General features: G+C 65.7%; 29 protein-coding genes. 12 read left to right on the forward strand and 17 right to left on the reverse strand.

Annotated elements, in window-relative coordinates; genetic code table 11:
- The first annotated feature begins 2 nt into the window (after positions 1–2).
- Together IEV87_RS01445 and IEV87_RS01450 are read left to right on the forward strand one after the other, a co-directional pair.
- Positions 3–527 carry a hypothetical protein gene (locus IEV87_RS01445; protein ID WP_188475856.1) on the forward strand — a complete coding sequence of 175 codons (525 nt, stop codon included), beginning with the start codon at positions 3–5 and terminating at the stop codon, positions 525–527.
- Positions 528–620: 93 nt separating this feature from the next.
- The gene (locus IEV87_RS01450; protein WP_188475857.1) at positions 621–1991 is read left to right on the forward strand and encodes a glutamate--cysteine ligase; all 1371 of its coding nucleotides are present in this window, start codon (positions 621–623) and stop codon (positions 1989–1991) included.
- Between the two features lie 10 nt (positions 1992–2001).
- On the opposite strand, the gene IEV87_RS01455 is transcribed toward IEV87_RS01450, so the two are convergent.
- The 7 genes from IEV87_RS01455 to IEV87_RS01485 all read right to left on the reverse strand — a co-directional run bounded on the left by IEV87_RS01455 (position 2002) and on the right by IEV87_RS01485 (position 7753).
- Positions 2002–2571, reverse strand: a complete 570-nt coding sequence (locus IEV87_RS01455; RefSeq protein WP_229737398.1) for a GbsR/MarR family transcriptional regulator — start codon at positions 2569–2571, stop codon at positions 2002–2004.
- 84 nt (positions 2572–2655) lie between these two features.
- Complete coding sequence (plsY, locus tag IEV87_RS01460; RefSeq protein ID WP_188475858.1) at positions 2656–3264, reverse strand: glycerol-3-phosphate 1-O-acyltransferase PlsY; 609 nt, start codon at positions 3262–3264, stop codon at positions 2656–2658.
- A complete protein-coding gene (gene pyrC / locus IEV87_RS01465; protein ID WP_188475859.1) occupies positions 3261–4523 on the reverse strand; it encodes a dihydroorotase in 1263 nt (420 codons plus the stop codon). Before pyrC ends, plsY begins: the two co-directional genes overlap by 4 nt.
- On the reverse strand, positions 4520–5062 hold the full coding sequence (locus IEV87_RS01470; RefSeq protein ID WP_188475860.1) for a hypothetical protein: 543 nt from the start codon (positions 5060–5062) through the stop codon (positions 4520–4522). The genes pyrC and IEV87_RS01470 overlap by 4 nt, the downstream gene beginning before the upstream one ends.
- Complete coding sequence (locus tag IEV87_RS01475; RefSeq protein WP_188475861.1) at positions 5059–5511, reverse strand: hypothetical protein; 453 nt, start codon at positions 5509–5511, stop codon at positions 5059–5061. Before IEV87_RS01475 ends, IEV87_RS01470 begins: the two co-directional genes overlap by 4 nt.
- A complete protein-coding gene (locus tag IEV87_RS01480; RefSeq protein WP_188475862.1) occupies positions 5508–6452 on the reverse strand; it encodes an aspartate carbamoyltransferase catalytic subunit in 945 nt (314 codons plus the stop codon). Before IEV87_RS01480 ends, IEV87_RS01475 begins: the two co-directional genes overlap by 4 nt.
- A gap of 284 nt (positions 6453–6736) precedes the next feature.
- Complete coding sequence (locus IEV87_RS01485; protein WP_188475863.1) at positions 6737–7753, reverse strand: ribose-phosphate pyrophosphokinase; 1017 nt, start codon at positions 7751–7753, stop codon at positions 6737–6739.
- 103 nt (positions 7754–7856) lie between these two features.
- On the opposite strand from IEV87_RS01485, the gene IEV87_RS01490 reads away from it, so the two are divergent.
- Positions 7857–8459 carry a 2-hydroxychromene-2-carboxylate isomerase gene (locus tag IEV87_RS01490; protein ID WP_188475864.1) on the forward strand — a complete coding sequence of 201 codons (603 nt, stop codon included), beginning with the start codon at positions 7857–7859 and terminating at the stop codon, positions 8457–8459.
- The gene (locus IEV87_RS01495) at positions 8456–9262 is read left to right on the forward strand and encodes an alpha/beta fold hydrolase (protein ID WP_188475865.1); all 807 of its coding nucleotides are present in this window, start codon (positions 8456–8458) and stop codon (positions 9260–9262) included. Before IEV87_RS01490 ends, IEV87_RS01495 begins: the two co-directional genes overlap by 4 nt.
- Before the next feature lie 143 nt (positions 9263–9405).
- On the opposite strand, the gene IEV87_RS01500 is transcribed toward IEV87_RS01495, so the two are convergent.
- The 8 genes from IEV87_RS01500 to IEV87_RS01535 form a co-directional block, all read right to left on the reverse strand.
- Positions 9406–10452 (reverse strand): threonine aldolase family protein, encoded by a 1047-nt coding sequence (locus IEV87_RS01500; RefSeq protein WP_188475866.1) that lies wholly within the window; start codon positions 10450–10452, stop codon positions 9406–9408.
- Positions 10449–10925 carry a YcgN family cysteine cluster protein gene (locus IEV87_RS01505; protein WP_188475867.1) on the reverse strand — a complete coding sequence of 159 codons (477 nt, stop codon included), beginning with the start codon at positions 10923–10925 and terminating at the stop codon, positions 10449–10451. Before IEV87_RS01505 ends, IEV87_RS01500 begins: the two co-directional genes overlap by 4 nt.
- The gene (locus tag IEV87_RS01510) at positions 10922–11860 is read right to left on the reverse strand and encodes a bifunctional riboflavin kinase/FAD synthetase (RefSeq protein ID WP_188475868.1); all 939 of its coding nucleotides are present in this window, start codon (positions 11858–11860) and stop codon (positions 10922–10924) included. Before IEV87_RS01510 ends, IEV87_RS01505 begins: the two co-directional genes overlap by 4 nt.
- A 131-nt stretch (positions 11861–11991) precedes the next feature.
- The gene (locus tag IEV87_RS01515) at positions 11992–12435 is read right to left on the reverse strand and encodes a MaoC family dehydratase (RefSeq protein ID WP_188475869.1); all 444 of its coding nucleotides are present in this window, start codon (positions 12433–12435) and stop codon (positions 11992–11994) included.
- Positions 12436–12534: 99 nt separating this feature from the next.
- Positions 12535–13410, reverse strand: coding sequence for a TIGR01459 family HAD-type hydrolase (locus IEV87_RS01520; protein WP_188475870.1), 876 nt, complete (start codon positions 13408–13410; stop codon positions 12535–12537).
- Positions 13411–13477: 67 nt separating this feature from the next.
- Positions 13478–13957, reverse strand: a complete 480-nt coding sequence (locus tag IEV87_RS01525; protein ID WP_188475871.1) for a VOC family protein — start codon at positions 13955–13957, stop codon at positions 13478–13480.
- Between the two features lie 11 nt (positions 13958–13968).
- Positions 13969–14574: a TetR/AcrR family transcriptional regulator gene (locus IEV87_RS01530; protein WP_188475872.1), complete on the reverse strand. Its 606-nt coding sequence runs from the start codon at positions 14572–14574 to the stop codon at positions 13969–13971.
- Between the two features lie 141 nt (positions 14575–14715).
- Positions 14716–15636 (reverse strand): manganese-dependent inorganic pyrophosphatase, encoded by a 921-nt coding sequence (locus IEV87_RS01535; RefSeq protein WP_188475873.1) that lies wholly within the window; start codon positions 15634–15636, stop codon positions 14716–14718.
- Between the two features lie 311 nt (positions 15637–15947).
- On the opposite strand from IEV87_RS01535, the gene IEV87_RS01540 reads away from it, so the two are divergent.
- Positions 15948–16379, forward strand: coding sequence for a winged helix-turn-helix transcriptional regulator (locus IEV87_RS01540; RefSeq protein ID WP_188475874.1), 432 nt, complete (start codon positions 15948–15950; stop codon positions 16377–16379).
- On the opposite strand, the gene IEV87_RS01545 is transcribed toward IEV87_RS01540, so the two are convergent.
- Positions 16376–17062 carry a ZIP family metal transporter gene (locus IEV87_RS01545; protein ID WP_229737594.1) on the reverse strand — a complete coding sequence of 229 codons (687 nt, stop codon included), beginning with the start codon at positions 17060–17062 and terminating at the stop codon, positions 16376–16378. The genes IEV87_RS01540 and IEV87_RS01545 overlap by 4 nt on opposite strands.
- A 94-nt stretch (positions 17063–17156) precedes the next feature.
- On the opposite strand from IEV87_RS01545, the gene IEV87_RS01550 reads away from it, so the two are divergent.
- Positions 17157–17852 carry a DUF2161 domain-containing phosphodiesterase gene (locus tag IEV87_RS01550; RefSeq protein ID WP_188475876.1) on the forward strand — a complete coding sequence of 232 codons (696 nt, stop codon included), beginning with the start codon at positions 17157–17159 and terminating at the stop codon, positions 17850–17852.
- Here the strand turns inward: IEV87_RS01550 and IEV87_RS01555 are convergent.
- Complete coding sequence (locus IEV87_RS01555) at positions 17825–18172, reverse strand: DUF4440 domain-containing protein (protein ID WP_188475877.1); 348 nt, start codon at positions 18170–18172, stop codon at positions 17825–17827. The genes IEV87_RS01550 and IEV87_RS01555 overlap by 28 nt on opposite strands.
- 224 nt (positions 18173–18396) lie before the next feature.
- Here IEV87_RS01555 and IEV87_RS01560 point away from each other — a divergent pair, with 224 nt between their 5' ends.
- From IEV87_RS01560 to aspS, 6 genes are all read left to right on the forward strand, one after another.
- Entirely contained in the window at positions 18397–18684 is a 288-nt protein-coding gene (locus IEV87_RS01560) for a co-chaperone GroES (protein WP_188475878.1), read from the forward strand.
- A 63-nt stretch (positions 18685–18747) separates the two neighbouring features.
- Positions 18748–20391, forward strand: coding sequence for a chaperonin GroEL (gene groL / locus IEV87_RS01565; RefSeq protein ID WP_188475879.1), 1644 nt, complete (start codon positions 18748–18750; stop codon positions 20389–20391).
- Positions 20392–20577: 186 nt separating this feature from the next.
- Positions 20578–21561, forward strand: coding sequence for a VPLPA-CTERM sorting domain-containing protein (locus IEV87_RS01570; RefSeq protein WP_188475880.1), 984 nt, complete (start codon positions 20578–20580; stop codon positions 21559–21561).
- 242 nt (positions 21562–21803) lie between these two features.
- Positions 21804–22286: a GNAT family N-acetyltransferase gene (locus tag IEV87_RS01575; RefSeq protein WP_188475881.1), complete on the forward strand. Its 483-nt coding sequence runs from the start codon at positions 21804–21806 to the stop codon at positions 22284–22286.
- 88 nt (positions 22287–22374) lie between these two features.
- Positions 22375–23517, forward strand: coding sequence for an alpha-D-ribose 1-methylphosphonate 5-triphosphate diphosphatase (locus tag IEV87_RS01580; RefSeq protein WP_229737399.1), 1143 nt, complete (start codon positions 22375–22377; stop codon positions 23515–23517).
- Between the two features lie 117 nt (positions 23518–23634).
- Complete coding sequence (gene aspS / locus IEV87_RS01585; protein WP_188475883.1) at positions 23635–25410, forward strand: aspartate--tRNA ligase; 1776 nt, start codon at positions 23635–23637, stop codon at positions 25408–25410.
- Positions 25411–25518: the final 108 nt, after the last annotated feature.

A 25518-nucleotide genomic window follows, 5' to 3' on the forward strand; every position in this document is an offset into this window, starting at 1 on the left:
GCGTGGAGTTCATCCGGCCCGAACTGCGCCAGTGGGCGGCGCGCTGGACCGAGGCGCTGATCGGCGGGGCGGTTGGCCTCATCGGTCTGTGGTTCGCGCTGACGGGGCTCGGGGTGCTGGCGTGGCTGGGGTGGGGGCTGATTGCTCTGGCCCCCGTTCTGGTATTCGCCGGTGTCCAGCGTGGCCGGTTCCGCTCCGGCTCCGGCGGTCCGGGGGTGGTGACGGTCGATGAGGGGCAGGTGGCCTATTTCGGTCCGCTCACCGGTGGCATGGTGGCGTTGAGCGAACTGCGCCGCCTGTCGCTGGACTCCCGGAACGCGCCACCGACCTGGGTGCTGGAACAGATGGGCCAGCCGGAGCTGCTGGTGCCGCTGACCGCGCAGGGGGCGGATCAGCTGTTCGACGTCTTCGCCGCGTTGCCCGGCATCCGCACCGACCGGATGCTCGAAGAGATGCGGCGGAAGGGCCCGGAACGTGTCGTCATCTGGCAACGCGGGTCTGAAAATCCGCACAGGATTTTGCATTAGTGTGCGGGAAACGCCAGCCGGTCGGCACATTGACACCCCCGGCCATTCCGATCAGACCTATCCGGAAACACGACAGGCCCGGAGGCCCCCTTCATGTCCATTCCCCAGTCCGGAGGCGGCCCGATCGAGCGGGTCGAGCAACTGGCCGAGTACCTCGAATCCGGCTGCAAACCCAAGGCGGACTGGCGCATCGGGACGGAGCACGAGAAGTTCGGCTACTGCAAGGACAGCCTGAAACCGATCCCCTATGAGGGTGAGCGCTCTGTTCTGGCGGTTCTGGAAGGACTGCGCGACGGCAAGGGATGGGCGCCGCTGGAAGAGGGCGGTAAACTGATCGGACTGACCAAGGACGGGGCCAACGTGTCGCTGGAGCCGGGCGGTCAGCTGGAGCTCTCGGGTGCACCGCTGGAGACGATCCACCAGACCTGTGACGAGGTGAACGAACATCTCGCCGATGTGAAGGACATCGCGGACAAGGTCGGCGTGGGGTTCATCGGTCTGGGCGCCGCTCCGGTCTGGTCGCACGAGGACATGCCGCTGATGCCCAAGGGGCGGTACAAGCTGATGGATGCCTACATGGGCACGGTCGGCACCATGGGGCGCATAATGATGCGGCGGACCTGCACGGTTCAGGTCAACCTCGACTTCGGGTCAGAGGGCGATATGGCGCAGAAGATGCGCGTGGCGGTCGCGTTGCAGCCTGTAGCGACGGCTCTGTTCGCGAACTCCCCGTTCCTTGAGGGGCAGCCGAACGGGTTCAAGAGCTTCCGCTCGAACGTCTGGCGCAATCTGGACGATGCACGGACGGGGATGGTGCCCTTCGTGTTCGACGACGGGTTCGGGTTCGAATCCTGGGTGCAGTACGCGCTCGACGTGCCGATGTACTTCGTCTACCGCGACGGGAAGTACATCGACGCGCTCGGACAGTCATTTCGGGATTTTCTGAAAGGAAAATTGCCTGCTCTGCCTGGCGAGGTTCCTACCCTGTCCGACTGGGCGGATCACCTGACGACCCTGTTCCCCGAAGCGCGGCTGAAGAAGTTCATCGAAATGCGCGGTGCGGACGGCGGTCCGTGGCGGCGGCTTTGCGCACTGCCGGCCTTCTGGGTCGGGCTGACCTACGATCAGGGCGCGCTGGATGCAGCCTGGGATCTGGTGAAGGGCTGGAGCGCGGAGCAGCGGGAGATGCTGCGGATCTCTGCCGGGGTGCACGGGCTGCAGGCGCAGGTCGAGGGGATCGACATGCATGCGCTGGCGCGGGAGGTCGTGGCGATCGCGGATGCGGGCCTGAAGGCGCGGGCCCGGCCAGGTGCGGGCGGGCTGGTGCCGGACGAAACGCATTTCCTGAATGCCCTGAAGGAGAGCGTGGAGACGGGGCAGGTCCCGTCCGACGAACTGCTTGAGAAATACCACGGCGACTGGCAGGGCGACCTGACCCGGATATACCCGGAATATTCCTACTGAGCCGGTAACGTCAGGAGGCGGGGGCCGATTTCTTTTTCTTCTTCTTGGGTTTGCCAGTCGCGTCGCCAAGAAGCGATCCGATCTTGGCCCCGACTTTCAGCATGTTGATCTGGGCCGATCGGGGCAGGGCGGCGATGTCTTCGTACCAGCCATCAAGGGTCTGCATCGCCTCGTAGGTTTCGGCTATCCTGGTGCGGACCTCGGGCGGGGTGTCATCGGTTTCCGCCGCGCTCTGGATGTCGCGCAGCATGAGAAGGGTCGGTTCGAATTCCCGCTCCCTCCGGATCGCCACGACGGTTTCGATCAGGTCGTACATGTCGCCGAGTGAGGTGTAGTAATCCCTCCGGTCGCCCAGTTGACGGTTGGTGCGGATCAGCCGCCACGTCAGCAGTTCCTTGAGCCCGGTGGAGATGTTGGAGCGTGCGAGGTTCAGCGTCGTCGCCAGATCCTCGGCCGTCAGAGGGTCGGGGGACAGGTGAAGCAGCGCGTAGATCTGGGAAACGGACCGGTTGAGGCCCCATTTCGACCCCATATCCCCCCAGTGAAGGATAAAGGCCTGCATGGCGGGAGTGAGTTTCATTTGCGTCTCCTCCTTTCTGACCGTTCTGAAACGGTCGTACTCCGCAGGAGAGTACAATTCTTGCTTGCAATCAACCGCGAAGGATCATTTTTTGCCGATCCTCGGTTCCTGTCCCGCCAGAAGCCGCGCGATGTTGGGGCGGTGGCGGATAAAGATCAGGACCGCGAGCGCCAGCAGAAGCGCCACCGCCTGCGGCAGGCCGAACATCAGTGCCCAGACCGGAGAGAGCGCTGCCGCAACCAGCGCGGCAAGGGAGGATATCCGGAAGATCGCTGCCGTCGCCGCCCATGTCGCGCAGGCGGCGAGGCCAAGCGGAAAGGCGAAAGCGAGCAGCAGGCCGAGGAACGTCGCGACCCCCTTGCCACCCCGGAAACCGAGCCAGACCGGGAAGCAATGACCAAGGAAGGCGGAGAAACCGGCTACCTGCACCGCGTCCTCTGCCGCTAAGGCCCGGGCGATCAGCACCGCTGCCGCCCCCTTGCCGCCGTCGAGGATCAGGGTCAGCGCGGCAGCGGTCTTGTTGCCCGTGCGCAGGACGTTGGTTGCGCCGATATTGCCAGACCCGACCTTGCGAAGATCGCCAAGGCCGAAGGCGCGGGCCAGGACCACGCCGAAAGGGACGGAACCGAGCAGATAGCCGGCCAGCGCCCAGAGCAGCAGGGCAACCGGCGGGGTGACGAGGTCGGGGATCACAGCGGCGCTCCGTGTACCTGTTGCCCGGCGACCCAGGTGGCGCGGACACGGCCCTGCATGCGGGCTTCGTCGAAGGGGGTGTTCCTGGACTTCGACAGCAGCGAGAACCGGTCGAGGACGAAGGGCGCGTCGGGGTCGAAAAGCACGAGGTCGGCGGGGGCCCCGACGGCCAGCCGGCCCGAGGACAGGCCAAGACGGCGCGCGGGATTCAGCGACAGAGCCCGCCAGAGACCGGGCAGGTCGAGGTGCCCGGAATGCACGAGCCGCATTGCCGCCGGAAGCAGCGTCTGAAGTCCGACCGCGCCGCTTGCCGCGGCCTCGTAGGGCAGGCGCTTGCTTTCCTCGTCCTGCGGGGTGTGCATGGAGCAGATGACATCGATCAGCCCGCTTGCGACGGCCTCGACCACGGCGAGCCTGTCATCCTCGCTCCGCAACGGCGGCTTGACCTTGAAGAAGGTCCGGTAGTTCGACACGTCCAGTTCGTTGAGCGTCAGGTGGTGGATCGACACGCCGGCCGTGATGTCCAGCCCGTTTGCCTTGGCGCGTTCCAGCGCGGGCAGAGCGCGGGCGGTGGTGATCTGGTCAACGTGGTATCGCGCGCCGGTCATTTCCAGCAGCGCCACGTCCCGGTCCAGACCCATGCGTTCCGCCATCGGGCTGACGGAGGGCAGGCCGCGCAGGGAGGCGAACTTGCCGGAGGTCGCCGCAGCGCCGTCGGACAGGACGGGCTCCTGCACATGGCCGATGACCAGCGCGCCGCGCGCCTTGGCATAGGTGAGGGCGCGGGACAGGACCTTGGCATTGGCGACGACGTGGTCGCCGTCGCTGAAGGCCACGGCTCCGGCGTCCATGAGGAAGCCGATCTCCGTCATCTCCTGACCGGCGCGGCCCTTGGTCAGGGCGGCCATGGGAAGGACATTGACCTTCGCCGCCTCGCGTGCGCGGCGGGCGACGAATTCCAGCGTCTCGGGGCTGTCGATGGCCGGGTCGGTGTCGGGACGGGTGACGATGGTCGTGACGCCCCCGGCGGCGGCGGCCTGTCCGGCGGAGCCGAAGCTTTCCTTGTGCCGTTCGCCGGGTTCACAGACCTTGACGCCGATGTCGATGATGCCGGGCGCGAGGCAGAGCCCATTGCAGTCGACGCCCTTGCCGATACCTTCGTGCAGGGCAGAGATCATGCCGTCCGCCATCGTCAGCCCGCCAAGCCGTTCTTCCCCGCTTTCGGGGTCGATGAGGCGCAGGTTGGTCAGGGTGGTCATGCGAGGGCTCCGAGCGCGAGGCCAAGGATCAGCACCGCCGCCACGCCAATCAGCAACCACAGCGTCATGCGGTTGCGCGGCCCCGGCGGGGCGGGCGGCGGCGGAGGCAGCATGCCTTCCGCAGCAGCGGCGGTCAGCGGCTCCATCGTTGAGGGCGCAGGGGTTAGGTGCCAGCTTCCCACATGGGTCAGCGGTGGCATGGGCGTGAGCGGGACACGCGCGCCGTCAAAGGCCGCACCCTTCACGATCACGACGGCCCCGCTCAGGGCGTCGATCCGGGCGCGGTGCGCGGCGATCTGTGTTTCGTCCACGCCGATGCCTTCGGTCAGGAAGCCGGTGAGGCCGATGCCGTCCAGGTCCTCGGCCACCGCGCCTTCGACCTGAGCTTCGTCCAGCAGCGCCACGCCGAGCGCGTCGCGCAGCGGATAGGCTCCGGTGTCGGGATCGGGTGTGATGAAGGCCCAGAGGTCATCCTCTGGCAGGGCCACTGAGAAGAGATGCACGGTCTCGCGGTCACCGGACAGCAGGGGGTCGGTCATGATGCACAGGTCCCCGTTTCGGGCGCACCGCCGGCCCTGCAGCGGTTCAGCCGGGTGGCGAGCCAGGCGGGACGGCGAAGCGCCATGATGCGGTAGCTGTGGCTGGCGCGGTCCGTGACGGTCAGGGAGTGCGGGCCGACGGCAAAACCGGCGATGTCCTCCAGCGGGATGGCGCGGTCGGGGCCGATCAGCAGGCGGCGGTCGGTGAGGCAATAGTCCATGCGGCGGCGGGCCAGCGGGTGCAGGACCGCGTTCAGGGCGGTGAAGATCACGAGGAACTCCACCAGCCCGCGTTCCCGCACGGTACCGGTCGCGGCCCAGGACACGGCGGCGAAGATCACCACACCGGCGAGGCCCGTCAGGGCGATCCCGGTCAGCAGGGGCTTCAGCCCGCGCGGCCGCCGCGCGATCACCCGCTCGTCGGGCAGGAGGGCCGGAGCGCGGGTCATGCCGCCTGTCTCCTTGCGCGCAGGTTACGGGCAAGCAGGTCCATCGCGGCCATGCGGACGGCGACCCCCATCTCAACCTGTTCCTGAATGACGGAGCGGTTGATGTCGTCGGCCAGGGTTCCGTCGATCTCCACACCCCGGTTCATCGGTCCGGGGTGCATGACGATTGCGTCGGGCGCGGCGTGGGCCAGCTTTTCCGCGTCGAGACCGTAGAGGTGGTAGTATTCCCGTTCCGACGGGATGAAACCGCCGTCCATCCGCTCCTTCTGGAGCCGCAGCATCATGACGACGTCGACGTCCTTCAGCCCCTCGGCCATGTTCTCATAGACCTCGCAGCCCAGCTCCGCGATGCCGGAGGGCATCAGGGTCGGCGGGCCGATCAGCTTGACCCGGTTCTCCATCTTGCCAAGCAGGATCAGGTTGGACCGGGCGACGCGGGAATGGGCGATGTCGCCGCAGATCGCAACGGACAGGCGATGCAGCCGCCCCTTCTTGCGCCGGATGGTCAGCGCGTCCAGCAGGGCCTGCGTCGGATGTTCGTGCCGCCCGTCGCCCGCGTTCAGAACGGCGCAGTTGACCTTCTGGGCCAGCAGGTCGACGGCACCGGAATGGGGATGACGGACCACCAGCAGGTCGGGCTGCATGGCGTTCAGCGTCATCGCGGTGTCGATCAGCGTCTCACCCTTTTTCACGGAAGAAGCGGCGACGGCCATGTTCATGACGTCCGCGCCAAGGCGCTTTCCCGCCAGCTCGAAACTCGCCTGCGTGCGGGTGGAGTTCTCGAAGAACATGTTGATCTGGGTGAGACCGCGGAGCGCGTCGGCATGCTTGTCGGCGCTGCGGGAGAGGGCGACGTAATCGTCGGCAAGGTCGAGGATCTCGCGGATCTCGTCCGGGGCCAGCGGCTCGATCCCGAGCAGATGATCCTGTCTGAATCCCATGACGCCCCCTCATCTGGTTGGGGTGCTTATAGAAATCGACAGGGGGTGTCACAAGGGGGCGAATTCAGGATGCGGGAAGTTGCCGTCCAACGGATCCTTTGATTTCGCCCCGACGCAGGGCAGCGCCCGTCCGGGGGGCGGACGGGCGCTGCCCGGGCCGCTTTGCGGCCGCATCGGGCTGGGTCCAACACTCTGCCCGTCTCCCTCGGACTTGATCCGAGGGTCACTCCGCGACCGGAGATCCTCGGGTCAAGCCCGGGGACGACCCCGCCGCAGGGGCGGCGTCAGCTGCGGAAGACGCCTTCGTAGATCGGTTCCATTGTCGACGTCTCGAACAGCGACGAGACCGAAGTGCCGTTCCAGATGTTCAGGATCGCCTGCGCGAACAGCGGCGCGGTCGGCAGGATACGGATCTGTTCGCAGCCCTTCACCGGCTCCGGCGCGGCGATGGTGTCTGTTATGACAAGGTTCTTGAGCACGGAATTCGAAATCCGCTCCACCGCCGGGCCGGAAAGGACGCCGTGGGTCACGTAGGCGTGGACCTCTTTTGCGCCGTAATCCAGCAGCAGTTCCGCCGCCTTGCAGAGCGTGCCGGCTGTGTCGCACATGTCGTCGATCATCACGCAGATCTTGTCCTTCACCTCACCGATGACGGTCATCTCCGCGACCTCGCCCGGCTTTTCGCGTCGTTTGTCGACGATGGACAGGGGCGCGTTGATCCGCTTGGCCAGTTCGCGGGCACGGGCCACGCCGCCGACATCCGGAGAGACGACCATGATCTCGTCCATGCGGTCCTTGAATTTCTCTCGGATATCCAGCGCGAAGATGGGGGAGGCGTAAAGGTTGTCGACCGGAATGTCGAAAAATCCCTGAATCTGCGCGGCATGCAGGTCCATCGTCAGAACGCGGGAGATGCCGGATTCCACCAGCATGTTCGCCACCAGTTTCGCGGTGATCGGGGTGCGCGGCTTGGTGCGGCGGTCCTGACGGGCGTAGCCGAAATAGGGGATCACGGCGGTCACGCGGCTGGCGGAGGAGCGGCGCAGCGCGTCGGCCATGATGAGCAGTTCCATCAGGTTGTCGTTGGCGGGGTTCGATGTTGACTGGATGATGAACATGTCTTCGCCGCGGACATTCTCGAACACCTCGACGAAAATCTCGCCGTCGTTGAACCGTTCGACCCGTGCATCGACGAGGTCGATGTGAACCCCGCGATGGATCGACATGCGCCGGGTGATGGCCGAGGCCAGAGGCTGATTGGCGTTCCCGGCGATAAGCTTGGGTTCGACGACGTTCGGCATGGCGGCTCCGGCAGATTGGGCAGGTCGGGGAGTGACAGATTCGTGACGTTGAACCCCGCTTACCACCCCGATAGGGTCTTGCCAAACCGGGCAGGAGGATATGATGCCGCAGATCGACTATTACTTTGTGACGATTTCCCCCTGGACCTACCTGGCGGGGTCGCGGCTGGAACAGATCGCGGAAAAGCACGGCGCGAGCATCACTTACAAGCCCTGTGACATCAACGCCGTCTTCCGGTCGACCGGGGGGCTGCCGCTGGCCGAACGGGCACAGGCGCGCAAGGACTACCGGATACAGGAACTGAAGCGCTGGCGCGCCGCGCTCGGGATGGAGCTGACGCTGCAGCCGGCGCATTTCCCGACCAATCCGGCGCCGTCAGGCTACGCGATCATCGCGGCGCAGAAGGCGGGGGGCGGGGATGTCGGCAAGCTGACGCAGCTGATCCTGCGTGCCTGCTGGGCCGAGGAGCGTGACGTGGCCGAGGATGCCGTGATCCGCGACTGTCTTGAGAAAGCGGGCTTCGATCCTGCGCTGGCGGACAGCGGGCTGCTGACCGGTGCAATGACCTACGAGGCGAATGCGGAAGAGGCCGTGCAGGTCGGGGCATTCGGCGCGCCTTTCTACGTCGTCGACGGGACAGAGAAGTTCTGGGGGCAGGACCGGCTGGACATGCTCGACCTCTACCTGTCGGGCAAGCTGTCTTGACGCCGGTCTACGGCGGCCATGCCACGGCCGTGCGGGACTGGCCCGGCGGGCCGGGGCGGGCGCTTCTGATCCATTGCTCGCTGGCGCATTCCGGCGCGTGGAAAGGGATGGTGTCCCATCTGACGGCCAGCCACGAATGCCGCGCCTTCGACATGCCGGGACACGGGCGCAGCGCCGCCTGGGACGGGCAGGGGGTCTACCAGGACGCGGTCTGCGCGCAGATCCGGGGGATGATCGCGGACTGGGAGGCACCGGTCGACCTGATCGGGCATTCCTTCGGGGCGACGGCGGCGCTGCGCGTCGCGGCCGTATCGCCGGAACTGGTGCGGCGGCTGGTGCTGGTGGAGCCGGTCTTCTTCACCGCCGCCTACAATGAGGATCCGGAGTTCCGCGTCCGCTACCTGTCGCGCGACAACCCGGTCAACGCGGCCTTCGAGGCCGGGGATTTCGAGGCGGCGGCACGGGCCTTTCTGAAGGACTGGGGCGGCGGGCAGCCGTGGGAGGCGATGAGCAACGAACAGCAGACCGCCTTTGCCGAACAGATGAAGCTGGTTCAGGCCGTTTTCGTAACCAACAACGGTGATCCTGACGGTCTGCTCGCGAAGGGGCTGGTGGCGCGTCTGGCGGCTCCGTCACTGCTGATCGACGGTGCGGAAAGTCCCGAGGCCAGCCATCGGATCGTCATGGCGCTGCACCGGCTCATCCCAGAGAGCCGGGTGGAGACGATTGCCGGTGCGGGGCACATGGTCCCGATCACCCATGCGGATGTGGTCGGGCCGATGGTGTCGGAGTTCCTCGCTTAGGACGGGTCGGGGTGTGTCGTCCCCGGATCAGGCCCGAGGATGGCCGATGCGCTTCAGGGGCGTCGGGCGCGGGACAGGGGCGCTGCCCCTGCGCTCCTGGCAGAGCTACCCCGGGATATTTCCGGCAAGTTGAAAAGGTCGGGTCAGCCCCTTGCGACGGTGAGGAAGCTGTCGATGTGATCGGGGGTGACGGACCAGTCGGTGACCAGGCGGATCAGGATCTCCGCCTGCGGGTCGGCGCCTTCCGGATCGCCCCGGTAGATGCCAAACTGTGCGCCCGCTGCGCGCAGAGGCTTTACCGCGGCGCGCGGCAGGTTGACGAAGGTCATGTTGGCGTCGGGCGGGAATTCGAAGCGGGTGCCGGGCAATGCGGCAAGCCCCTCCGTCAGGCGGGCCATGCTGGCATTGGCCTGCCGCGCCGTTGCGCGCCAGAGGTCATCGCGCAGGTAGGCGGCCATCTGGGCCGACAGATAGCGGTGCTTGGAGAAGAGGTGCGCGCCGCGCTTTCGGCGCAGTTCGAACTCCCACGCCTTTTCCGGGTCAAAGAGGATCACTGCCTCGACCCCCATGCAGCCGTTCTTGGTTCCGCCGAAGGACAGCACGTCGACGCCGAGCCGCCAGGTCATGTCCGCCGGGGTGCAGTTGGTGGAGACCAGAGCGTTGCCGAAGCGGGCGCCGTCCATGTGGACCGGCAAATCATTGTCTCGGGCGACGGCGGCCAGCGCCTTCAGTTCGTCGAGCGTGTGGACCTGTCCGCGTTCCGTCACCTGTGTGATGGAAACCGGGCCACGCTGCGGACCGTGCACGCCGCGGGTGCCTTCGGCCCCGATCGCGTTGCGCAGGGCGTCCGGGGTCATCTTGTCTTCGGTCCCGACGAGGGTGAGCTTGGCGCCGCCGGTGTAGAACTCCGGCCCGTTGCATTCGTCCTCGTGGATATGCGCGGTCGGGGAGCAGAAGATCGTGTGTGTGGGCGGGGTGAGGCAGGCGAGCCCGAGGCAGTTTGCCGCCGTGCCCGTGGCGACGAGGTAGACGGCGGCTTCGGGCGCTTCGAAGATGTCGCGGAGGCGGGCGGTGACCTCCTCCATCAGCGGGTCGGCGCCGTAGGAGGGGGTGTAGCCGGTGTTGGCGTCGGCGAGGGCCTTCATGATAGCCGGATGGACGGGACCGGTGTTGTCTGAGGCGAAGTTCATCCCAGGGGCTCCTCTATGATATGGTCTTCCCAGTCGTCATCGGCGACCTCGTATTCCGACAGGGTCTGCCCGCGGACCGAAACGCCCGCGCGGTGCACCGTTTCCGGGGTGCCGGAGATCAGCGGGTGCCAGTCGAACAGCGGCCGGCCTTCATGCAGCAGGCGGTAGGCGCAGGTCAGGGGCAGCCAGTACATATGTTTGTGGATCGTCGCCGGGTCCAGCGTGATGCATTCCGGCACGAACTGGTGGCGGATCGGGTATTGCGCGCACCGGCAGGTCGCATCGTCAAGAAGGCGGCAGGCGACACGGGTCAGCGCGACCTCTCCGGTGTCCTCGTCCTCCAGCTTGTTGAGGCAGCATTTGCCGCAGCCGTCGCAGAGCGCCTCCCACTCCGCGGGCGTCATCCTGTCGAGCGGCGTGGTTTCCCAGTAGCGCGGGCGCAGGCCGCTCCGGTCGATCGGATCGGCGGTCATTCCGCCTCCAGAATGGCGCGGGCCCGGTCGCAGTCGGCGTCCATCTGGGCAACCAGCGCGTCGAGGCTATCGAACTTCGCCTCCGGCCGGAGGTAGTCGACAAGCGCGACGGAGAGCTGTTCGCCGTAGAGATCGCCCTTGAAGTCGAAAAGGAAGGTTTCGAGGTTGGGCGTTTCACCATTGAACTGAGGGCGCAGACCGAGCGAGGCCGCCCCCCTGTACCGCCCCCGGTGCGGGCCGGTGAGGACGTCGACCAGCACCGCGTAGACCCCGAATTTCGGCTGGTGCAGCCCGTCGATGGACATGTTCGCGGTCGGGTAACCAAGGTCACGGCCCCGCTGGTCGCCGCGGATCACCGGACCATCGATCCGGTGCCAGTGGCCGAGCATGGCCGCCGCATCGCGCGGACGTCCTTCACTGAGGGCGGCGCGGATGGCGGTGGAGGAGATTTCCTCTTCCCCCGTCGCCACGAGGTCGGCAACGGTCACACCGAACCCGTAGCGGTCGCCAAAGTCCCTGAGGGTATCGGTGTTGCCTGCCCGTTTGGCGCCGAAATGGAAATCCGCGCCGACCACGACATGGGCGACTCCGATGCCGTCGACGAGAACGCGGGTGGCGAACTGTTCGGGGGTGAGCGCGGCGAGGGCGGTGGAGAAGGTCAGTTCGTACAGGACATCGACGCCGATCTTCTCCAGCCGGTGCGCGCGGGCATCCGGGCCGGTCAGGCGGAAGGCGGGCGCGTCGGGGGCGAAAAGCTGGCGGGGATGCGGTTCGAAGGTCATCACGCCAAGCGGAGCGTTCAGGCGGGCGGATTCGGCGCGGGCGAGGTCGATCACGGCGCGGTGGCCGATATGCACGCCATCAAAGTTGCCGATGGCGACGGAGGCGCCGCGGTCGGTTCCGGAAACATATTGGTAGTCGCGCACGATCCTCATGGGCGAAGGGGTATCGCCGGGGCGGGGGCGGTGCAAGGGGATGCGGGCGGGGAAAGGGGGCTTTACCCCCGGCGCGTGCCGCGCCGCCCCCAGGATATTTGCAAAACCAAAGAGACTGGCGGTGCAGCCCGTCAGTCGAACTTGCGCGAGGGGGCCAGCACGGTGGCCTCGCCGATCAGGACCTTCTTGCCGTCAACCAGGCAACGGCAGTCCAGCTGGACCCGGCGCTTGGCGTGGTCGATGCCGATGACTTCGACCTCGGCCATGACGGTATCGCCGGGGCGGACGGGGGCGAGGAACTTCAGCGTCTGGCCCATGTAGACGGTGCCGTGGCCGGGAAGCTGTTCGCCGATGACCGCGGAGATCAGGCCGGCGGTCAGCATGCCATGGGCGATGCGGCCCTCGAAGATCGTGTCCTGTGCATAGGCGTCGTCCAGGTGCACCGGGTTCCGGTCGGTGGAGACCTGGGCGAACATCTCGATATCCTCATCGGTCACGGTTTTGCGCAGGTGGCGCGTCATGCCCATTTCGATGTCTTCAATGCAGATCGTGCCGCGCGGGAAATTGTCCAACATCCACTCCGCCTTTCCGGGTCAGGTAACATTCTGACGTGATTTTGGTCGTCAGGGTAACTTTATTACTTCGCGACTGCAGAAAATCAAGTGCGGAATCGCCTAGCGGAGGAATCCGATGGCGTAGGTCGGGCTAGCCTGTTCGCGGGCGAGGTAGGCGCGCAGGGCCGGGTCGTCGGGGTGGTTGACGGTTTTCGTCTCTGTAAGAGCGAGGCCGCCGGTGATGAAAAGGGAATCGATGTCCTCACCCATGGCGCCAGCGATATCGGTGGCGATGCCGTCGCCGATGGCGAGGATCCCCTCGGGTCCCGGCAGGGGGCGCAGGGCGGCGAGACGGCGGCGGGCGAGGTCGTAGATCGGCGGATGCGGTTTGCCGAAGTAGAGGCTTTCGCCGCCCATCTCTGTATAAAGGCGCGCCACGGCCCCGGCGCACCACTCGCGGCTTTCGCCACGGTCGACGACGATGTCGGGGTTGGCGCAGAGCAGTTTCAGCCCCCTGGTCTTGGCGTGCAGAAGATCGGGGCGCAGGATCGCGGGATCGGCGTGCGGATCGAAGGGGCCGGTGCAGACGATACCCTCGGCCTCTTCCAGCGGGACCGGAGTGATGTCGATCGGGTTTGAGAGGATCTTGGGCGGGGTGAGGAAGGCACTTTCCTCCTCCGGCGTGCCGATGAAATAGACCTTGCGGCCGACGACGCCTTCGTAGGCGGCGGCGCGGGCGCTGTCACCTGAAGTGGCGATGGTATCCCAGGCGTCTTCGGGCACGCCGAAGCCCCTGAGCTGGATTTCGACCGCCGCGCGGGTGCGGGGGGAATTCGTGACCAGCACCACAGTGCCGCCGCGCTTGCGGTAGGCGATCAGCGCCTCGCAGGCGGCGGGGAAGGCCGTGACCCCGTTGTGCACGCAGCCCCACAGGTCGACGAAGAGGGCGTCGTAGCGGTCGGAGACCTCGGACAGGGCGGTGATGATCTGGGTCAACGGGGGCTCCTTTTCGGGTGGCGCGCCGTCTCTATGCCTCAGATCGGGGCCGGGATGAAGGGGCGGATCAGGCTGCGTCGGCGGCGGCTTCGAGCGCGGCGATGTCCAGCTTGACCATCTTCAGCATGGCGAGGGAGGCACGTTCGGCCCGGGCCGGGTCGGGGTCGCGCATCAGGTCGTACAGGCGCCGGGGCACGACCTGCCAGGAAAAGCCGAAACGGTCCTTCAGCCAGCCGCATTGCGAGGGTTGTCCGCCGCCGGCCAGCAGTGCGTCCCAGTAGCGGTCGACTTCGGCCTGATCGTCGCAGGTGATGGCAAAGGACAGGACCTCGGAAAACGGGAACTGGGGGCCGCCGTTGATGCCGTTGTAGGTCTGGCCGGCGATGGTGAAGGTGATGGCCAGCACCGCGCCCTTTTCCATCGAGGGGTTGTCGGAAGGGGCGCGGATGATGTCGTCGATCCGGCTGTCGGGCAGGAGCGAGGTCCAGAATCCGACGGCTTCTTCTGCGTTGTAGTTGAACCAGAGGGTTGGGGTCACTTTGGGCATGGTCAGTCCTTTCAGGAACCGGCAGCGGGGAACAGAAGGTCGACATAGGCGATCAGGTGATCCATCGAGGCGCGCGCCGTTGCCGGATCATCCCAGGCCTTCGCCAGGACAAAGGCACCCTGGATCACCGCCTGGAAATGCAGGGCGAGTCCGGCGGCGTCGACCGGCCGGACGGGCGGATACATCCGGATCGCCGCGTCGATGTCGGATTCGAGCGTTTCGGCGTGGCTCGCGATGGAGCTCTGGCAGGCGTCGCGCAGGGCGGGGGCGGAGCCGAAGCACTCCTGCACCGTCGTGCCGAGGTAACAGGTGAAGGCGGGCAGAGGGCCGTCCATCATGTCGCGACGCATCTTCAGATAGGCGCGGACACGGTCCAGCGGATCGGCGGGGGCGTGGTACGGGGCGTCCGCGAAGAAGGCGCCGGTCGTGTCCGTCCAGTGGTCGGCGGCGGCGATGCCAAGCGCCTCCTTCGTCGGGAAGTGGTGGAAGAAGGCGCCCTTGGTGACACCGGCATGACGGCAGAGGTCGTCGACCGAGGTCGCGGTGAAGCCGTTCTGCCGGATCAGGTCCACGGCGGCATTCAAGAGCGTGTCACGGGCAGAGGCAGGGCGGGGCATGAGCGACTCATTAGATACCAACCGGTTGGTATGTTAGTAGCGCGCGGCTTCCCAAATGACAAGCCCGGCCGGTTCGGGAACCGGCCGGGTGCTTTGGATCAGTCCGGGCTGCCCGACGCGGTCACGCGGCGGGGCTTCGGGTCAGACCTTGAGGTTCGGGATGATCTGCTTCTTGCGGGACATGATGCCCGGAAGAACCACGGTGTCTCCGGTCACGGTCGCGCCAAAGCTCTTTTCCGCCACGCCCTTCACTAGGTCGTTCGGGACCAGCAGGGTGGCTTCCTCGTTCAGGATGTCGACGACGAAAAGCAGAACCTGATCGGCCCCGTCTTCCTTTGCAACGTCGACCATGGAGGCCATGAGGCTGTCCTTGCGGTCAAGGATCAGCTTGGGTGCGGTGGTTTCCAGCACGGAGACGCGGAATTCCTTGCCGCCGACGGCATATTCCTTGCTGTCCATACGCAACAGTTCGGCGTCGGAGAAGGCGCCGACGTCGGACTTGGCTTCGAACATCTCGGAGGCATAGGCGGAGATGTCGATCTTCAGATCCGCGGCCAGCTTCTCGGCCAGGGCCTTGTCCTGATCGGTGGTGGTGGGCGAGCGGAACTCAAGCGTGTCGGACAGGATACAGGACAGCATCGCGCCCTTAATGTTGTCCGGCATCTTCGAGGCGTTGTCGCCCATGAGGTTGTACATGATGGTCGCGGTGCAGGCGAGCGGCTTGATCGTGATGTCGATCGGGGCCTTGGTCTCCAGCCCGCCGGTCAGCTTGTGGTGGTCGATGATCTGGATGATGTCGGCGTCATTGATGCCGTCGGGCAGCTCGGCGGGATTGTTGGTGTCCACAATCACGACTTTTTCGCCGGCGGCGATGCCGGAGATGATCTCGGGCTTTTCGAAATCCCACTTTTTCACCACGAAGGCCGCTTCGGTGTTCGGCTCGCCAAGCAGGACGGGGGTGGCGGGGGTGCCGCGCACTTCGGAGAGATACCAGGCCCAGATGAGCGGGGAGCCGGTGGAATCGGTGTCGGGAGATTTGTGGCCGAAGACCTTGATCGTCATTTTGCAGTCGTCCTGTGCGGGGCTGATTTCGGCGCCGTTATAGGCAGGGCGGACCGTATTGTCACCCGTCCCCGTTCTGCACCGCGGCGAGGCTCGGGGGTGGTTGGGGTTTTCGGTTACGGCGACTTCGCATGGGGCGGGTGGTCGGGCAGGGATGGTCGGGTGCGTATGAAAGCGCGGCTTCGGCAGAGTTTTTTGCAGAACGATTGATAAAACTTTGATTATAATCTATTTTTCAATACTTGTTATTTGCAATTGATTGCTCGAGAATTTGCTTGCAGAATCGAAGTAATAGGGGTTCCGAGGGGCTGATGTCGAAGCCAACGTCCAAAAACTGGAACGGCTGTGCGTTCCGATACGCGGCCACCGTGCTGGGCGATGCGTGGATGCTGTTGATCCTGCGCGACCTGATGTTCAGGAAGGCACGGCATTTCGGCGATTTTGTGGCAGCCGGCGAGGGTATTTCGACCAACATCCTTACGGACCGCCTGGCGAGGCTGGAGGCGGAGGGCGTGATCCATCGGGCCCCGGACCCCGACAACCGGGTGCGCGTGATCTACAGCCTGACGGAGAAGGGGCGCGCGCTGGCACCGGTTCTTCTGGCTATGATCGACTGGTCGGCCAGTTGGGACCCGGCGACGGAGGTGCCCCAGGATTTCATTGCCGGCTATCGCGACCAGCCGGAGCTGTTCGGCAGGGCTCTGGTCCGCTCGCTCCAAGGCACGCAGAGGCAGCCTGACTAAGCCAGTGTCGTCAGGGCGAAGGCGACAATCAGGCCAAGAGTGACCGCGATACCCGTGGGGTAATGCTCTTCCCGGAAGGCGGGCGGGAAGACTTCGGTCGCCAGGGATGCTGTGACGGCCCCGGCGGCAAATGCGCGGATGGCGGCCAGCCAGGTGTCATCCAGACCGCTGAGCGCAAGGTTGCCGACTACAGCGGCGACTGCGAGCAGGGCGGTCGTCAAAGCCCAGAGGGTCATCACGCGGGTCCGTGACATTCCAGCCTCGCGCATCCGTTTCGCGCCGCCGGCCGCCTCGGGCAGGTTGGACAGCAGGATGGACCCGGCCAGCGCCGCCACCTCGGGCGCGGTGGTGCCGATCAGGGCGACGCCCAGGGCGAGGTTTTCGGGGATGCCGTCGAAGGTGATGGCCAGCAGCAGACCGGTGCCTCCGGACTCGTTGTCCGCGCTGACCCGTGCATCGGCAAATGTGAACAGTCCGGCCCCGAGGCCGATTGCCAGCGACAGCGCCCAGAGCGGCAGGTGGTCGGAGGCCGGGACGACCATCTCCAGCATGACGGATACGATCAGTGCCCCGCCCGCCATCGCGATCAGGAAACCTTCGGTGCGGTCCGACAGCCGGCCCCAAAGGCCCCAGGCCGCCCCCGCGATCAGCGCGGCGGAGACGGTCGCGATCACGATGAACATTGTTAACACGTTGAGTCCTCCGACTTCGGGCTCCGGATTCGCTCCGGGCCATCAAATACTTGTTCCGGAAAGAACAATCGTCCAGACTCCGGGCATGGCCAGACTGCGTGAAACCGACCTTTACCCGCCCCTCAAGGCCTTTCTGGAGGCACAGGGTTACGAGGTGAAATCCGAAGTCACCGGCGCGGATGTGGTGGCGATGCGCGACGACGACGTCGACCCGCTGATTGTCGAGATGAAGACCGGCATGAACCTGACGCTGGTGCAGCAGGGCGTGGCGCGGCAGGCATTGACCGACTGGGTCTATCTCGCCGTGCCGACCTTCCGGGGACGCAAGGCGCTGGCGGGGCATGTGGCGCTGTGCCGTCGTCTCGGGCTCGGTTTCATCACGATCAGGCCACGTGACGGCTTTGTGGAGGTGCATTGTGACCCCGGTCCCTACGTACCCCGGCAGTCGCGGCCGCGGCAGGGGCGGTTGCTCCGGGAATTCCAGCGCCGGGTCGGCGATCCGAATGCAGGCGGATCCGTCGGGGTCAAACTGGTGACCGCCTATCGGCAGGACGCCCTGCGCTGCGCCGGTTTCCTGCGCGACAACGGACCTGCGCGCGGCGCGGACGTGGCGCGCGAGGCCAGCGTGCCGCGGGCGACCACGATCATGCGCGACGATCATTATGGCTGGTTCGAGCGCGTGGCGCGCGGCGTCTATGCCGTGACGCCGCGCGGCCTTGAGGAAATCACAGGCTTTGGTGCGCCCGAAGCCGATCAGGCGGGTATCACCGGCGACTGCTGATGCTGCACGATCCTCCAGCCTTCGGGTGTGTCGATCCAGGTCGAACTGCACAGCGCTGAATAGGGGGCGTCCCCGTCCCTCTGGGCGCGGGCGGTGTAACCCAGAACGATCAGTCCGTCCGACTGGGCGAGGTGACGGCCGGCCATGGCGACCTCGCTCCAGCGTGGTGCATCGGCGAGGGCGTCGAGGATCTCCTCTCCCTGGAGAATGCCGGGGCCGGGGAAGGCCATCATGCAGGTGCGGCCCATACGGTTGCGATAAGCGTCTGTGCCGCCGGTCCAGAGCAGTTCCTCCGCCGTCCAGATATCCTGTTCCGTCATGCTGTCCTCCGTCTTCCGTCTGTGGAGTGACAGCGCGCAATACTCGGACCGGGTTCCAATGCGGATGCGATGTTGCGCGGAAATGCGCGCGGTCCGCTTGACAGCCGCCGGGGCGGTGCCTAACTACGCGTCGTTAGCACTCGGGACGCCTGAGTGATAACGCCTCCGCTGCCGGACATCGGGGCAGGGGCAAGGGAGAAACTTTGAGCCAAGGAGCCTCAGAGATGGCATTCACACCGCTTCATGACCGTGTGCTGGTCAAGCGCGTCGAGAGCGAAGAGAAAACCGCAGGCGGGCTGATCATCCCCGACAGCGCCAAGGAAAAGCCTGCCGAGGGCGAAATCGTCGCCGTTGGCGAAGGCGCCCGCAAGGACAGCGGCGAACTGATCGCCCCCTCCGTGAAAGCTGGCGACAAGATCCTGTTCGGCAAGTGGTCGGGCACCGAGATCACCATCGACGGCAAGGAAATGCTGATCATGAAGGAAAGCGACATCCTCGGCATTCTGGCCTGAGGGCGGCGGGTGGCGACACCCGGCGATCGCTGACTTCAATCATTCAAATTCAGGAGCTTACACATGGCTAAGGACGTCAAGTTCAATACCGATGCCCGCAACAAGATGCTCAAGGGCGTCAACGTTCTCGCGGATGCAGTGAAAGTCACGCTCGGCCCGAAAGGCCGCAATGTCGTGCTGGAGAAATCCTTCGGCGCGCCGCGCATCACCAAGGACGGTGTTTCGGTCGCCAAGGAAATCGAACTGGAAGACAAGTTCGAGAACATGGGCGCGCAGATGGTGAAGGAAGTCGCTTCCCGCACCAATGACGAAGCTGGCGACGGCACCACCACCGCGACGGTTCTGGCCCAGGCCATCGTCAAGGAAGGCATGAAGTCGGTCGCAGCGGGCATGAACCCGATGGACCTGAAGCGCGGCATCGACATGGCAACCGCCAAGGTCGTGGAGGCCATCAAGGCCGCTGCCCGTGACGTCACCGACTCCGACGAAGTCGCTCAGGTCGGCACCATCTCTGCCAACGGCGAAGCCTCCATCGGCCGCATGATCGCGGACGCGATGCAGAAGGTCGGCAACGAGGGTGTCATCACCGTCGAAGAGAACAAGGGCATGGAAACCGAAGTGGATGTCGTCGAAGGCATGCAGTTCGACCGTGGCTATCTCTCCCCCTACTTCGTGACCAATGCCGACAAGATGACGGTCGAGCTTGAAGACGCGATGATCCTGCTTCACGAGAAGAAGCTGTCCTCCCTGCAGCCGATGGTTCCGCTGCTGGAGTCGGTCATCCAGTCCCAGAAGCCGCTGCTCATCATCGCGGAAGACGTCGAAGGCGAAGCGCTGGCGACCCTCGTGGTCAACAAGCTGCGTGGCGGCCTGAAGATCGCTGCCGTGAAGGCGCCGGGCTTCGGCGACCGTCGCAAGGCCATGCTGCAGGACATCGCGATCCTGACCGGCGGCCAGGTGATCTCCGAAGACCTCGGCATGAAGCTGGAGTCGGTGACCATCGACATGCTCGGTACCGCCAAGAAAGTCTCCATCACCAAGGACGAAACCACCATCGTCGACGGTGCTGGCGACAAGGCGGAGATCGAGGCACGCGTTTCTCAGATCAACACCCAGATCAAGGAAACCACCTCGGACTACGACCGTGAGAAGCTGCAGGAACGTGTTGCCAAGCTGGCCGGCGGCGTTGCCGTCATCCGCGTCGGTGGCATGACCGAGGTTGAAGTGAAAGAGCGCAAGGACCGTGTGGACGATGCACTGAACGCAACCCGCGCGGCCGTGCAGGAAGGCGTGATCGTCGGTGGCGGCGTGGCCCTGGTTCAGGGCGGCAAGGCCCTGGACGGCCTGACCGGCGCGAACTCCGACCAGAACGCCGGGATCGAGATCGTGCGCAAGGCTCTGGAAGCCCCGCTGCGTCAGATCGCCGAAAACGCCGGTGTCGACGGTGCCGTCGTCGCGGGCAAGGTTCGCGAGTCCTCGGACAAGAACTTTGGCTTCAACGCGCAGACCGAAGAATATGGCGACATGTTCAAGTTCGGCGTGATCGACCCGGCCAAGGTGACCCGCACCGCGCTTGAGGATGCGGCGTCCATCGCCGGCCTGCTCATCACCACGGAAGCGATGGTTGCCGACAAGCCCGCGAAAGAGGGTGCCGGTGGCGGCATGCCCGACATGGGCGGCATGGGCGGCATGGGCGGCATGATGTAATCGGCCCGCCATCCGCGGAAACAGGGAAGGGCGCCCCAAGCGGGCGCCCTTTTCCTTTGGTCGGCACCCGCGTGTGACGGCCCCCACGTGTCAGATACGTTGGCGTATCTTTAACGAATCGCGACCTTGTGGTAGGATGATCTGCAATTCATGCAGTTTCCTTTTCCGGTTCCCGAGGATCATTTCATGCAGTACTCCGTTCGTCTCTTTGCGGCCGCGGCCGTCTCCCTTGTTTCCGCCGGTGCCGCCAGCGCATTGACGCTCGGCACTGACTTTGCCCCACACTACACCGCTACCGATCTGGGAAGCATCGCGGGCGTTCCTGCAAATTACGGTGGCCTGACGCTCAAGGCGGGCAGCCCCGACACCCTGCTCATCGGCGGGGCGGCGAACGGCAGTGCCGGACGCCTGTACGAGGTCGGGCTGGTCCGCGATCCTGTGGACGGCAGCATCACCGGCTTTACCGGCACGCCGACCGCCATGGGCGGTGTCGGCGAATTCAACGACGGCGGCGTGGTCTACGGGCCGGGCGGGGTGCTTTTCACCGCGCGATGGAACATCAACGAACTCGGGCAGACCCTGCCGGGCGGGGCAGATGAATACCGGATCGACAGCCTCGCCGCGTTCGGCGTGCCGACCTCCATCTCCGCGCTGAACTTCGTACCGACCGGGTTCGGGGGCGCGGGGCAGGGCAAGATCGTGACCTACAGCGGCGGCGCATGGTTCGACATGATGCTGACGCCGGATGGCGGTGGCGGATTCGACCTGGCCTTCACCGTGATCGACCTCGACCCTGTTGCTCCGGGGATCCAAAACCTGCCGGGCGGGCCTGAGGGCTTTACTTATGTCGCCGCCGGGAACCCCGGTTTCGCAGTGAATTCGATGCTTGTCGCCGAATATTCCGCCGGGAAGATCGCGGCCTATGAGGTGGATGCCAACGGCAACCCGATCCTGTCGACCCGGCGCGATTTCATCACCGGTCTCAGCGGGGCCGAGGGGGCCTATATCGACCCCGTGTCCGGCGATTTCCTGTTCTCCACCTTCGGGGGCGGCAACCGTGTGATCCGGGTGGACGGCTTCAATGCGCCCGCTGTGCCGCTGCCTGCCGGAGCCTGGCTGCTGCTGAGCGGCCTGGGCGCCGTTGCCGCGCTGCGCCGCCGTCGTGGCTGACAATATCGGACCGACGGACAAAGAGGCCGCCTTTCGGGGCGGCCTTTTCTTGTGCGCCCTGCGGGTCTGCGTTGTACGTCACACGACAGCGGCATGGCCGGGCGTTCCGCGCCGGGACGGAATCGCCTAAGCTTCGGGCAAAGGCACGCATTCCGGGCGGCGCGCGGCGGGATAACTTGGCCCCGTCCGACAAGGCGCGCATGATTTCATATGTAGATGCCTGAAGAAGCTGGGATATCGCCATGAACCTGCGCCCCTTCGCCCCCCAGGACGCCACGGCTGTTTCGGTCCTGCTGAACACTGCCTTCGACGGATCGTCGGAGTCGCAGCTGGTCGCCTCCCTCCGCGAGGCGGGAGACATGGCGCTGGAACTGGTGGCCGAGGACGAAACCTCGATTTACGGCTACATCGCCTTCTGCCGTCTCAGGGAACCGGAGGGCTGGTGGTCGCTGTCGCCGGTCGCCGTGTCGCCGCGGCGTCAGAACGAACGGATCGGGTCCGACCTGATAAACTACGGCCTGGACTTCGCGCGGCAGGCCGGAGCGCGGGCGATCACGGTGCTGGGCAGCCCGGATTATTACAGGCGGTTCGGCTTCAATCACAAGGCGGCGGAGAATCTGACAATCCCCTATGCCCGCGACTATTTCATGCTCTATCCCATTGCACCGGGGACCGCCGGGGCGGCGGCGACCGTGTCCTATCCGCAGGCATTTTCCGCACTCTGAGAGGGGCGGGGGGCTTCCCGTCGGTTGCCGCGCGGCGTATGGGGCGGGGCATGAGAGAGCCACTTTCATTCTGCAACCGGTTCCAGTCGTGACCGGCGCGTTCCATATCGCGGGGGCCGAGGTTCTGCGCCCCACTGGGCTGTCGGACGCGCCGATTGGTGTTGAGAATGGGCTGCTGAGCGATGCGCCTGACGGGCGCGCGGTGCATCTGCCGGGCTGGTGGGTCCTGCCCGGCATCGTGGATGTGCATGGCGACGGGTTCGAGCGGCACCTCGCGCCGCGCCGCGGGGCCCTGCGCGACCTGTCCGCCGGACTGATGTCGCTGGATGCGGAGCTGGCGGCGAACGGGATCACCACGGCGGTACTGGCGCAGTTCTATAGCTGGGAAGGCGGGATGCGGGGGCCGGATTTCGCGCGCGCCATGCTGGCGGCTCTGGACGGTACGCGGGGGCGGCTGACCACGGAGATGATGGTGCAGCTGAGGGTGGAAAACCATCTGATCGACGCCTTCGCAGAGGTGCGGACCCTGGTTGCAGACCATTCGATCCGTTACGTGGTCATGAACGACCACCTGCCGCATGAGGCGCTGGACAAAGGCAAGCGTCCGCCCCGGCTGACCGGGCAGGCGCTTAAATCCGGCCGGAGTCCGGAGGCGCATCTGGATCTGCTCAACGCCCTGCACGCCCGTCGCGGCGAGGTGCCGGCCAGGGTGGCAGAGCTTTCGGCCTGGCTGGCCGCGCGGGGTGTCCTGACCGGCAGCCATGACGACCGCTCTGCCGGGATGCGGCAGGAGGCACGGGCGCAGGGGCTGAGGGTGTGCGAGTTTCCAGAAACCCGCGATGCGGCTGAGGAGGCCGAGCGCGTAGGCGAACCGGTCGTTCTGGGTGCTCCGAACGTGGTGCGGGGCGGCTCGCATGCGGGCAAGGTCGCGGCTGTTGATCTGGTCCGCATGGGGCTCTGCACGGCGCTCGCGTCGGACTATCACTATCCCGCGCCGTTGCAGGCCGCGCTGTCCTTGGTGCCCGACCTGGGGCTTGAGGAGGCCTGGGGCCTGGTCTCCTCGGGTCCGGCGCGGCTGCTCGGGCTGGCGGATCGGGGACGGTTGGCGGCGGGGATGCGCGCGGACCTGATCGCGCTGAACCCGGCGACCGGGCGGCCGGGGCTGACAGTCTGCGGCGGGTGCATCTCCTATGCCGATCCGGCGGGGGCGGCGGCCCTGCTGGCGGCCTGAGGCGGCGAAACCGCAGCGTCGCGGGCGAATGGCCCCCCGCATGCTTGACTTCCGGCCTGTGACAAGGTGTATCGGCCCATGCCGAAACAGCGGCACCAGACCGAAGGAAAATGCCCCATGCACGCCTATCGCAGCCACACCTGCGCCGCGCTGACCTCAGCCAATGTCGGCGAGACCGTCCGCCTATCGGGATGGGTCCACAGGGTGCGTGATCATGGCGGCGTCCTGTTCATCGACCTGCGCGACCACTACGGTATCACGCAGGTGCTTTGCGACAGCGACAGCCCGGTGTTTTCCGAGGTGGAGAAGGTGCGCTCCGAATGGTGCATCCGCATCGACGGGACGGTGAAGGCACGGGACGCGAGCCTCGTGAATCCCAAGCTGCCGACCGGTGACATCGAGGTCTATATTCGTGACATGGAAGTGCTTGGCGCGGCCAAGGAACTGCCGCTGATGGTCTTCGGCGATCAGGAATACCCCGAGGAGACGCGGCTGCGCTACCGCTACCTCGACCTGCGGCGCGAGCAGATGCAGAAGAACATGGTGCTGCGGTCCGACGTCGTCGCCTCGATCCGGCAGCGGATGTGGGGGCAGGGGTTCAAGGAATTCCAGACGCCGATCATCACCGCCTCCTCTCCCGAGGGCGCGCGCGATTTCCTCGTGCCGTCGCGGCTGCATCCGGGCAAGTTCTACGCGCTTCCGCAGGCGCCGCAGCAGTTCAAGCAGCTGCTGATGGTGTCGGGCTTCGACAAGTATTTCCAGATCGCCCCGTGTTTCCGGGACGAGGACCCGCGCGCCGACCGGTCGCCGACCGATTTCTACCAGCTTGACCTGGAAATGAGCTTCGTGAAGCAGGAGGACGTCTTTGCCACGATCCAGCCGGTCGTGCAGGGCATCTTCGAAGAGTTCGGCAAGGGCCGTTCCGTCGATACGGACTGGCCGCTGATCTCCTACGCGGACTCGGCGCTGTGGTACGGGACGGACAAACCGGACCTTCGCAACCCCATCAAGATGCAGGTGGTGTCAGACCATTTCGCCGGATCGGGTTTTGCCATCTTCGCCAAACTGCTTGAACAGGAGGGGACGGAGATCCGCGCCATTCCCGCGCCGACTGGCGGGTCGCGGAAGTTCTGCGACCGGATGAACTCCTTCGCGCAGCAGCAGGGGCTGCCGGGCATGGGGTACATCTTCTGGCGGGACGGCGACAACGGCATGGAAGCCGCCGGCCCCCTGGCCAAGAACATCGGGCCCGAGCGGACAGAGGCGATCCGCCAGCAGCTTGGCCTTGGCGTCGGGGATGCGGCATTCTTCCTGGGCGGCAAGCCTTCGGCCTTCGAGGCCGTGGCAGGGCGGGCGCGCACCGTGATCGGCGAAGAGCTCGGCCTGACCGAGAAGGACCGTTTCGCCTTCGCCTGGATCGTCGACTTCCCGATGTACGAAAAGGACGAGGAGACGGGGGAGATCGACTTTTCCCACAACCCGTTCTCCATGCCGCAGGGTGGGCTTGAAGCGCTGGCGGGCGATCCTCTCAAGGTGCTTGGCTACCAGTACGACCTGGCGTGCAACGGGTACGAACTGATTTCGGGCGCGATCCGGAACCACAAGCTCGACATCATGATCAAGGCGTTCGAGCTGGCGGGCTATGGCGAGGACGAGGTGCGCAAGCGCTTCGGCGGGATGGTCAACGCGTTCCAGTACGGCGCACCGCCGCACGGGGGCTGCGCGGCCGGGATCGACCGGATCGTGATGCTGCTGGCGGACGAGATGAACATCCGCGAGGTCATCCTCTTCCCGATGAACCAGAGGGCGGAGGACCTGATGATGGGCGCACCCTCGGAACCCACCTCCGACCAGCTGATGGAGCTGTCCCTCAGGGTTATACCGCAGGAATAACCTCTGGCCGGGCGGTGGCGAATCGCCTGGCCATCGTTTCCATACGGGCGATTATTGTTCACCATACGGAAACGCACGCAATTCTGGGTTGAGGTGTCTGTCATCGCC

Source organism: Primorskyibacter flagellatus (assembly GCF_014638275.1).
GTDB lineage: Bacteria > Pseudomonadota > Alphaproteobacteria > Rhodobacterales > Rhodobacteraceae > Pseudooceanicola > Pseudooceanicola flagellatus_A.

Coding starts and splice junctions, on each gene's coding strand:
- IEV87_RS01450 (WP_188475857.1), top strand. CDS start 621: ATGTCCATTCCCCAGTCCGGAGGCGGCCCGATCGAGCGGGTCGAGCAA.
- IEV87_RS01455 (WP_229737398.1), bottom strand. CDS start 2,571: ATGAAACTCACTCCCGCCATGCAGGCCTTTATCCTTCACTGGGGGGAT.
- pyrC (WP_188475859.1), bottom strand. CDS start 4,523: ATGACCACCCTGACCAACCTGCGCCTCATCGACCCCGAAAGCGGGGAA.
- IEV87_RS01470 (WP_188475860.1), bottom strand. CDS start 5,062: ATGACCGACCCCCTGCTGTCCGGTGACCGCGAGACCGTGCATCTCTTC.
- IEV87_RS01475 (WP_188475861.1), bottom strand. CDS start 5,511: ATGACCCGCGCTCCGGCCCTCCTGCCCGACGAGCGGGTGATCGCGCGG.
- IEV87_RS01480 (WP_188475862.1), bottom strand. CDS start 6,452: ATGGGATTCAGACAGGATCATCTGCTCGGGATCGAGCCGCTGGCCCCG.
- IEV87_RS01485 (WP_188475863.1), bottom strand. CDS start 7,753: ATGCCGAACGTCGTCGAACCCAAGCTTATCGCCGGGAACGCCAATCAG.
- IEV87_RS01490 (WP_188475864.1), top strand. CDS start 7,857: ATGCCGCAGATCGACTATTACTTTGTGACGATTTCCCCCTGGACCTAC.
- IEV87_RS01500 (WP_188475866.1), bottom strand. CDS start 10,452: ATGAACTTCGCCTCAGACAACACCGGTCCCGTCCATCCGGCTATCATG.
- IEV87_RS01505 (WP_188475867.1), bottom strand. CDS start 10,925: ATGACCGCCGATCCGATCGACCGGAGCGGCCTGCGCCCGCGCTACTGG.
- IEV87_RS01510 (WP_188475868.1), bottom strand. CDS start 11,860: ATGAGGATCGTGCGCGACTACCAATATGTTTCCGGAACCGACCGCGGC.
- IEV87_RS01515 (WP_188475869.1), bottom strand. CDS start 12,435: ATGTTGGACAATTTCCCGCGCGGCACGATCTGCATTGAAGACATCGAA.
- IEV87_RS01525 (WP_188475871.1), bottom strand. CDS start 13,957: ATGCCCAAAGTGACCCCAACCCTCTGGTTCAACTACAACGCAGAAGAA.
- IEV87_RS01530 (WP_188475872.1), bottom strand. CDS start 14,574: ATGCCCCGCCCTGCCTCTGCCCGTGACACGCTCTTGAATGCCGCCGTG.
- IEV87_RS01535 (WP_188475873.1), bottom strand. CDS start 15,636: ATGACGATCAAGGTCTTCGGCCACAAATCTCCCGACACCGATTCCACC.
- IEV87_RS01540 (WP_188475874.1), top strand. CDS start 15,948: ATGTCGAAGCCAACGTCCAAAAACTGGAACGGCTGTGCGTTCCGATAC.
- IEV87_RS01545 (WP_229737594.1), bottom strand. CDS start 17,062: ATGTTCATCGTGATCGCGACCGTCTCCGCCGCGCTGATCGCGGGGGCG.
- IEV87_RS01550 (WP_188475876.1), top strand. CDS start 17,157: ATGGCCAGACTGCGTGAAACCGACCTTTACCCGCCCCTCAAGGCCTTT.
- IEV87_RS01555 (WP_188475877.1), bottom strand. CDS start 18,172: ATGACGGAACAGGATATCTGGACGGCGGAGGAACTGCTCTGGACCGGC.
- IEV87_RS01560 (WP_188475878.1), top strand. CDS start 18,397: ATGGCATTCACACCGCTTCATGACCGTGTGCTGGTCAAGCGCGTCGAG.
- groL (WP_188475879.1), top strand. CDS start 18,748: ATGGCTAAGGACGTCAAGTTCAATACCGATGCCCGCAACAAGATGCTC.
- IEV87_RS01570 (WP_188475880.1), top strand. CDS start 20,578: ATGCAGTACTCCGTTCGTCTCTTTGCGGCCGCGGCCGTCTCCCTTGTT.
- IEV87_RS01575 (WP_188475881.1), top strand. CDS start 21,804: ATGAACCTGCGCCCCTTCGCCCCCCAGGACGCCACGGCTGTTTCGGTC.
- aspS (WP_188475883.1), top strand. CDS start 23,635: ATGCACGCCTATCGCAGCCACACCTGCGCCGCGCTGACCTCAGCCAAT.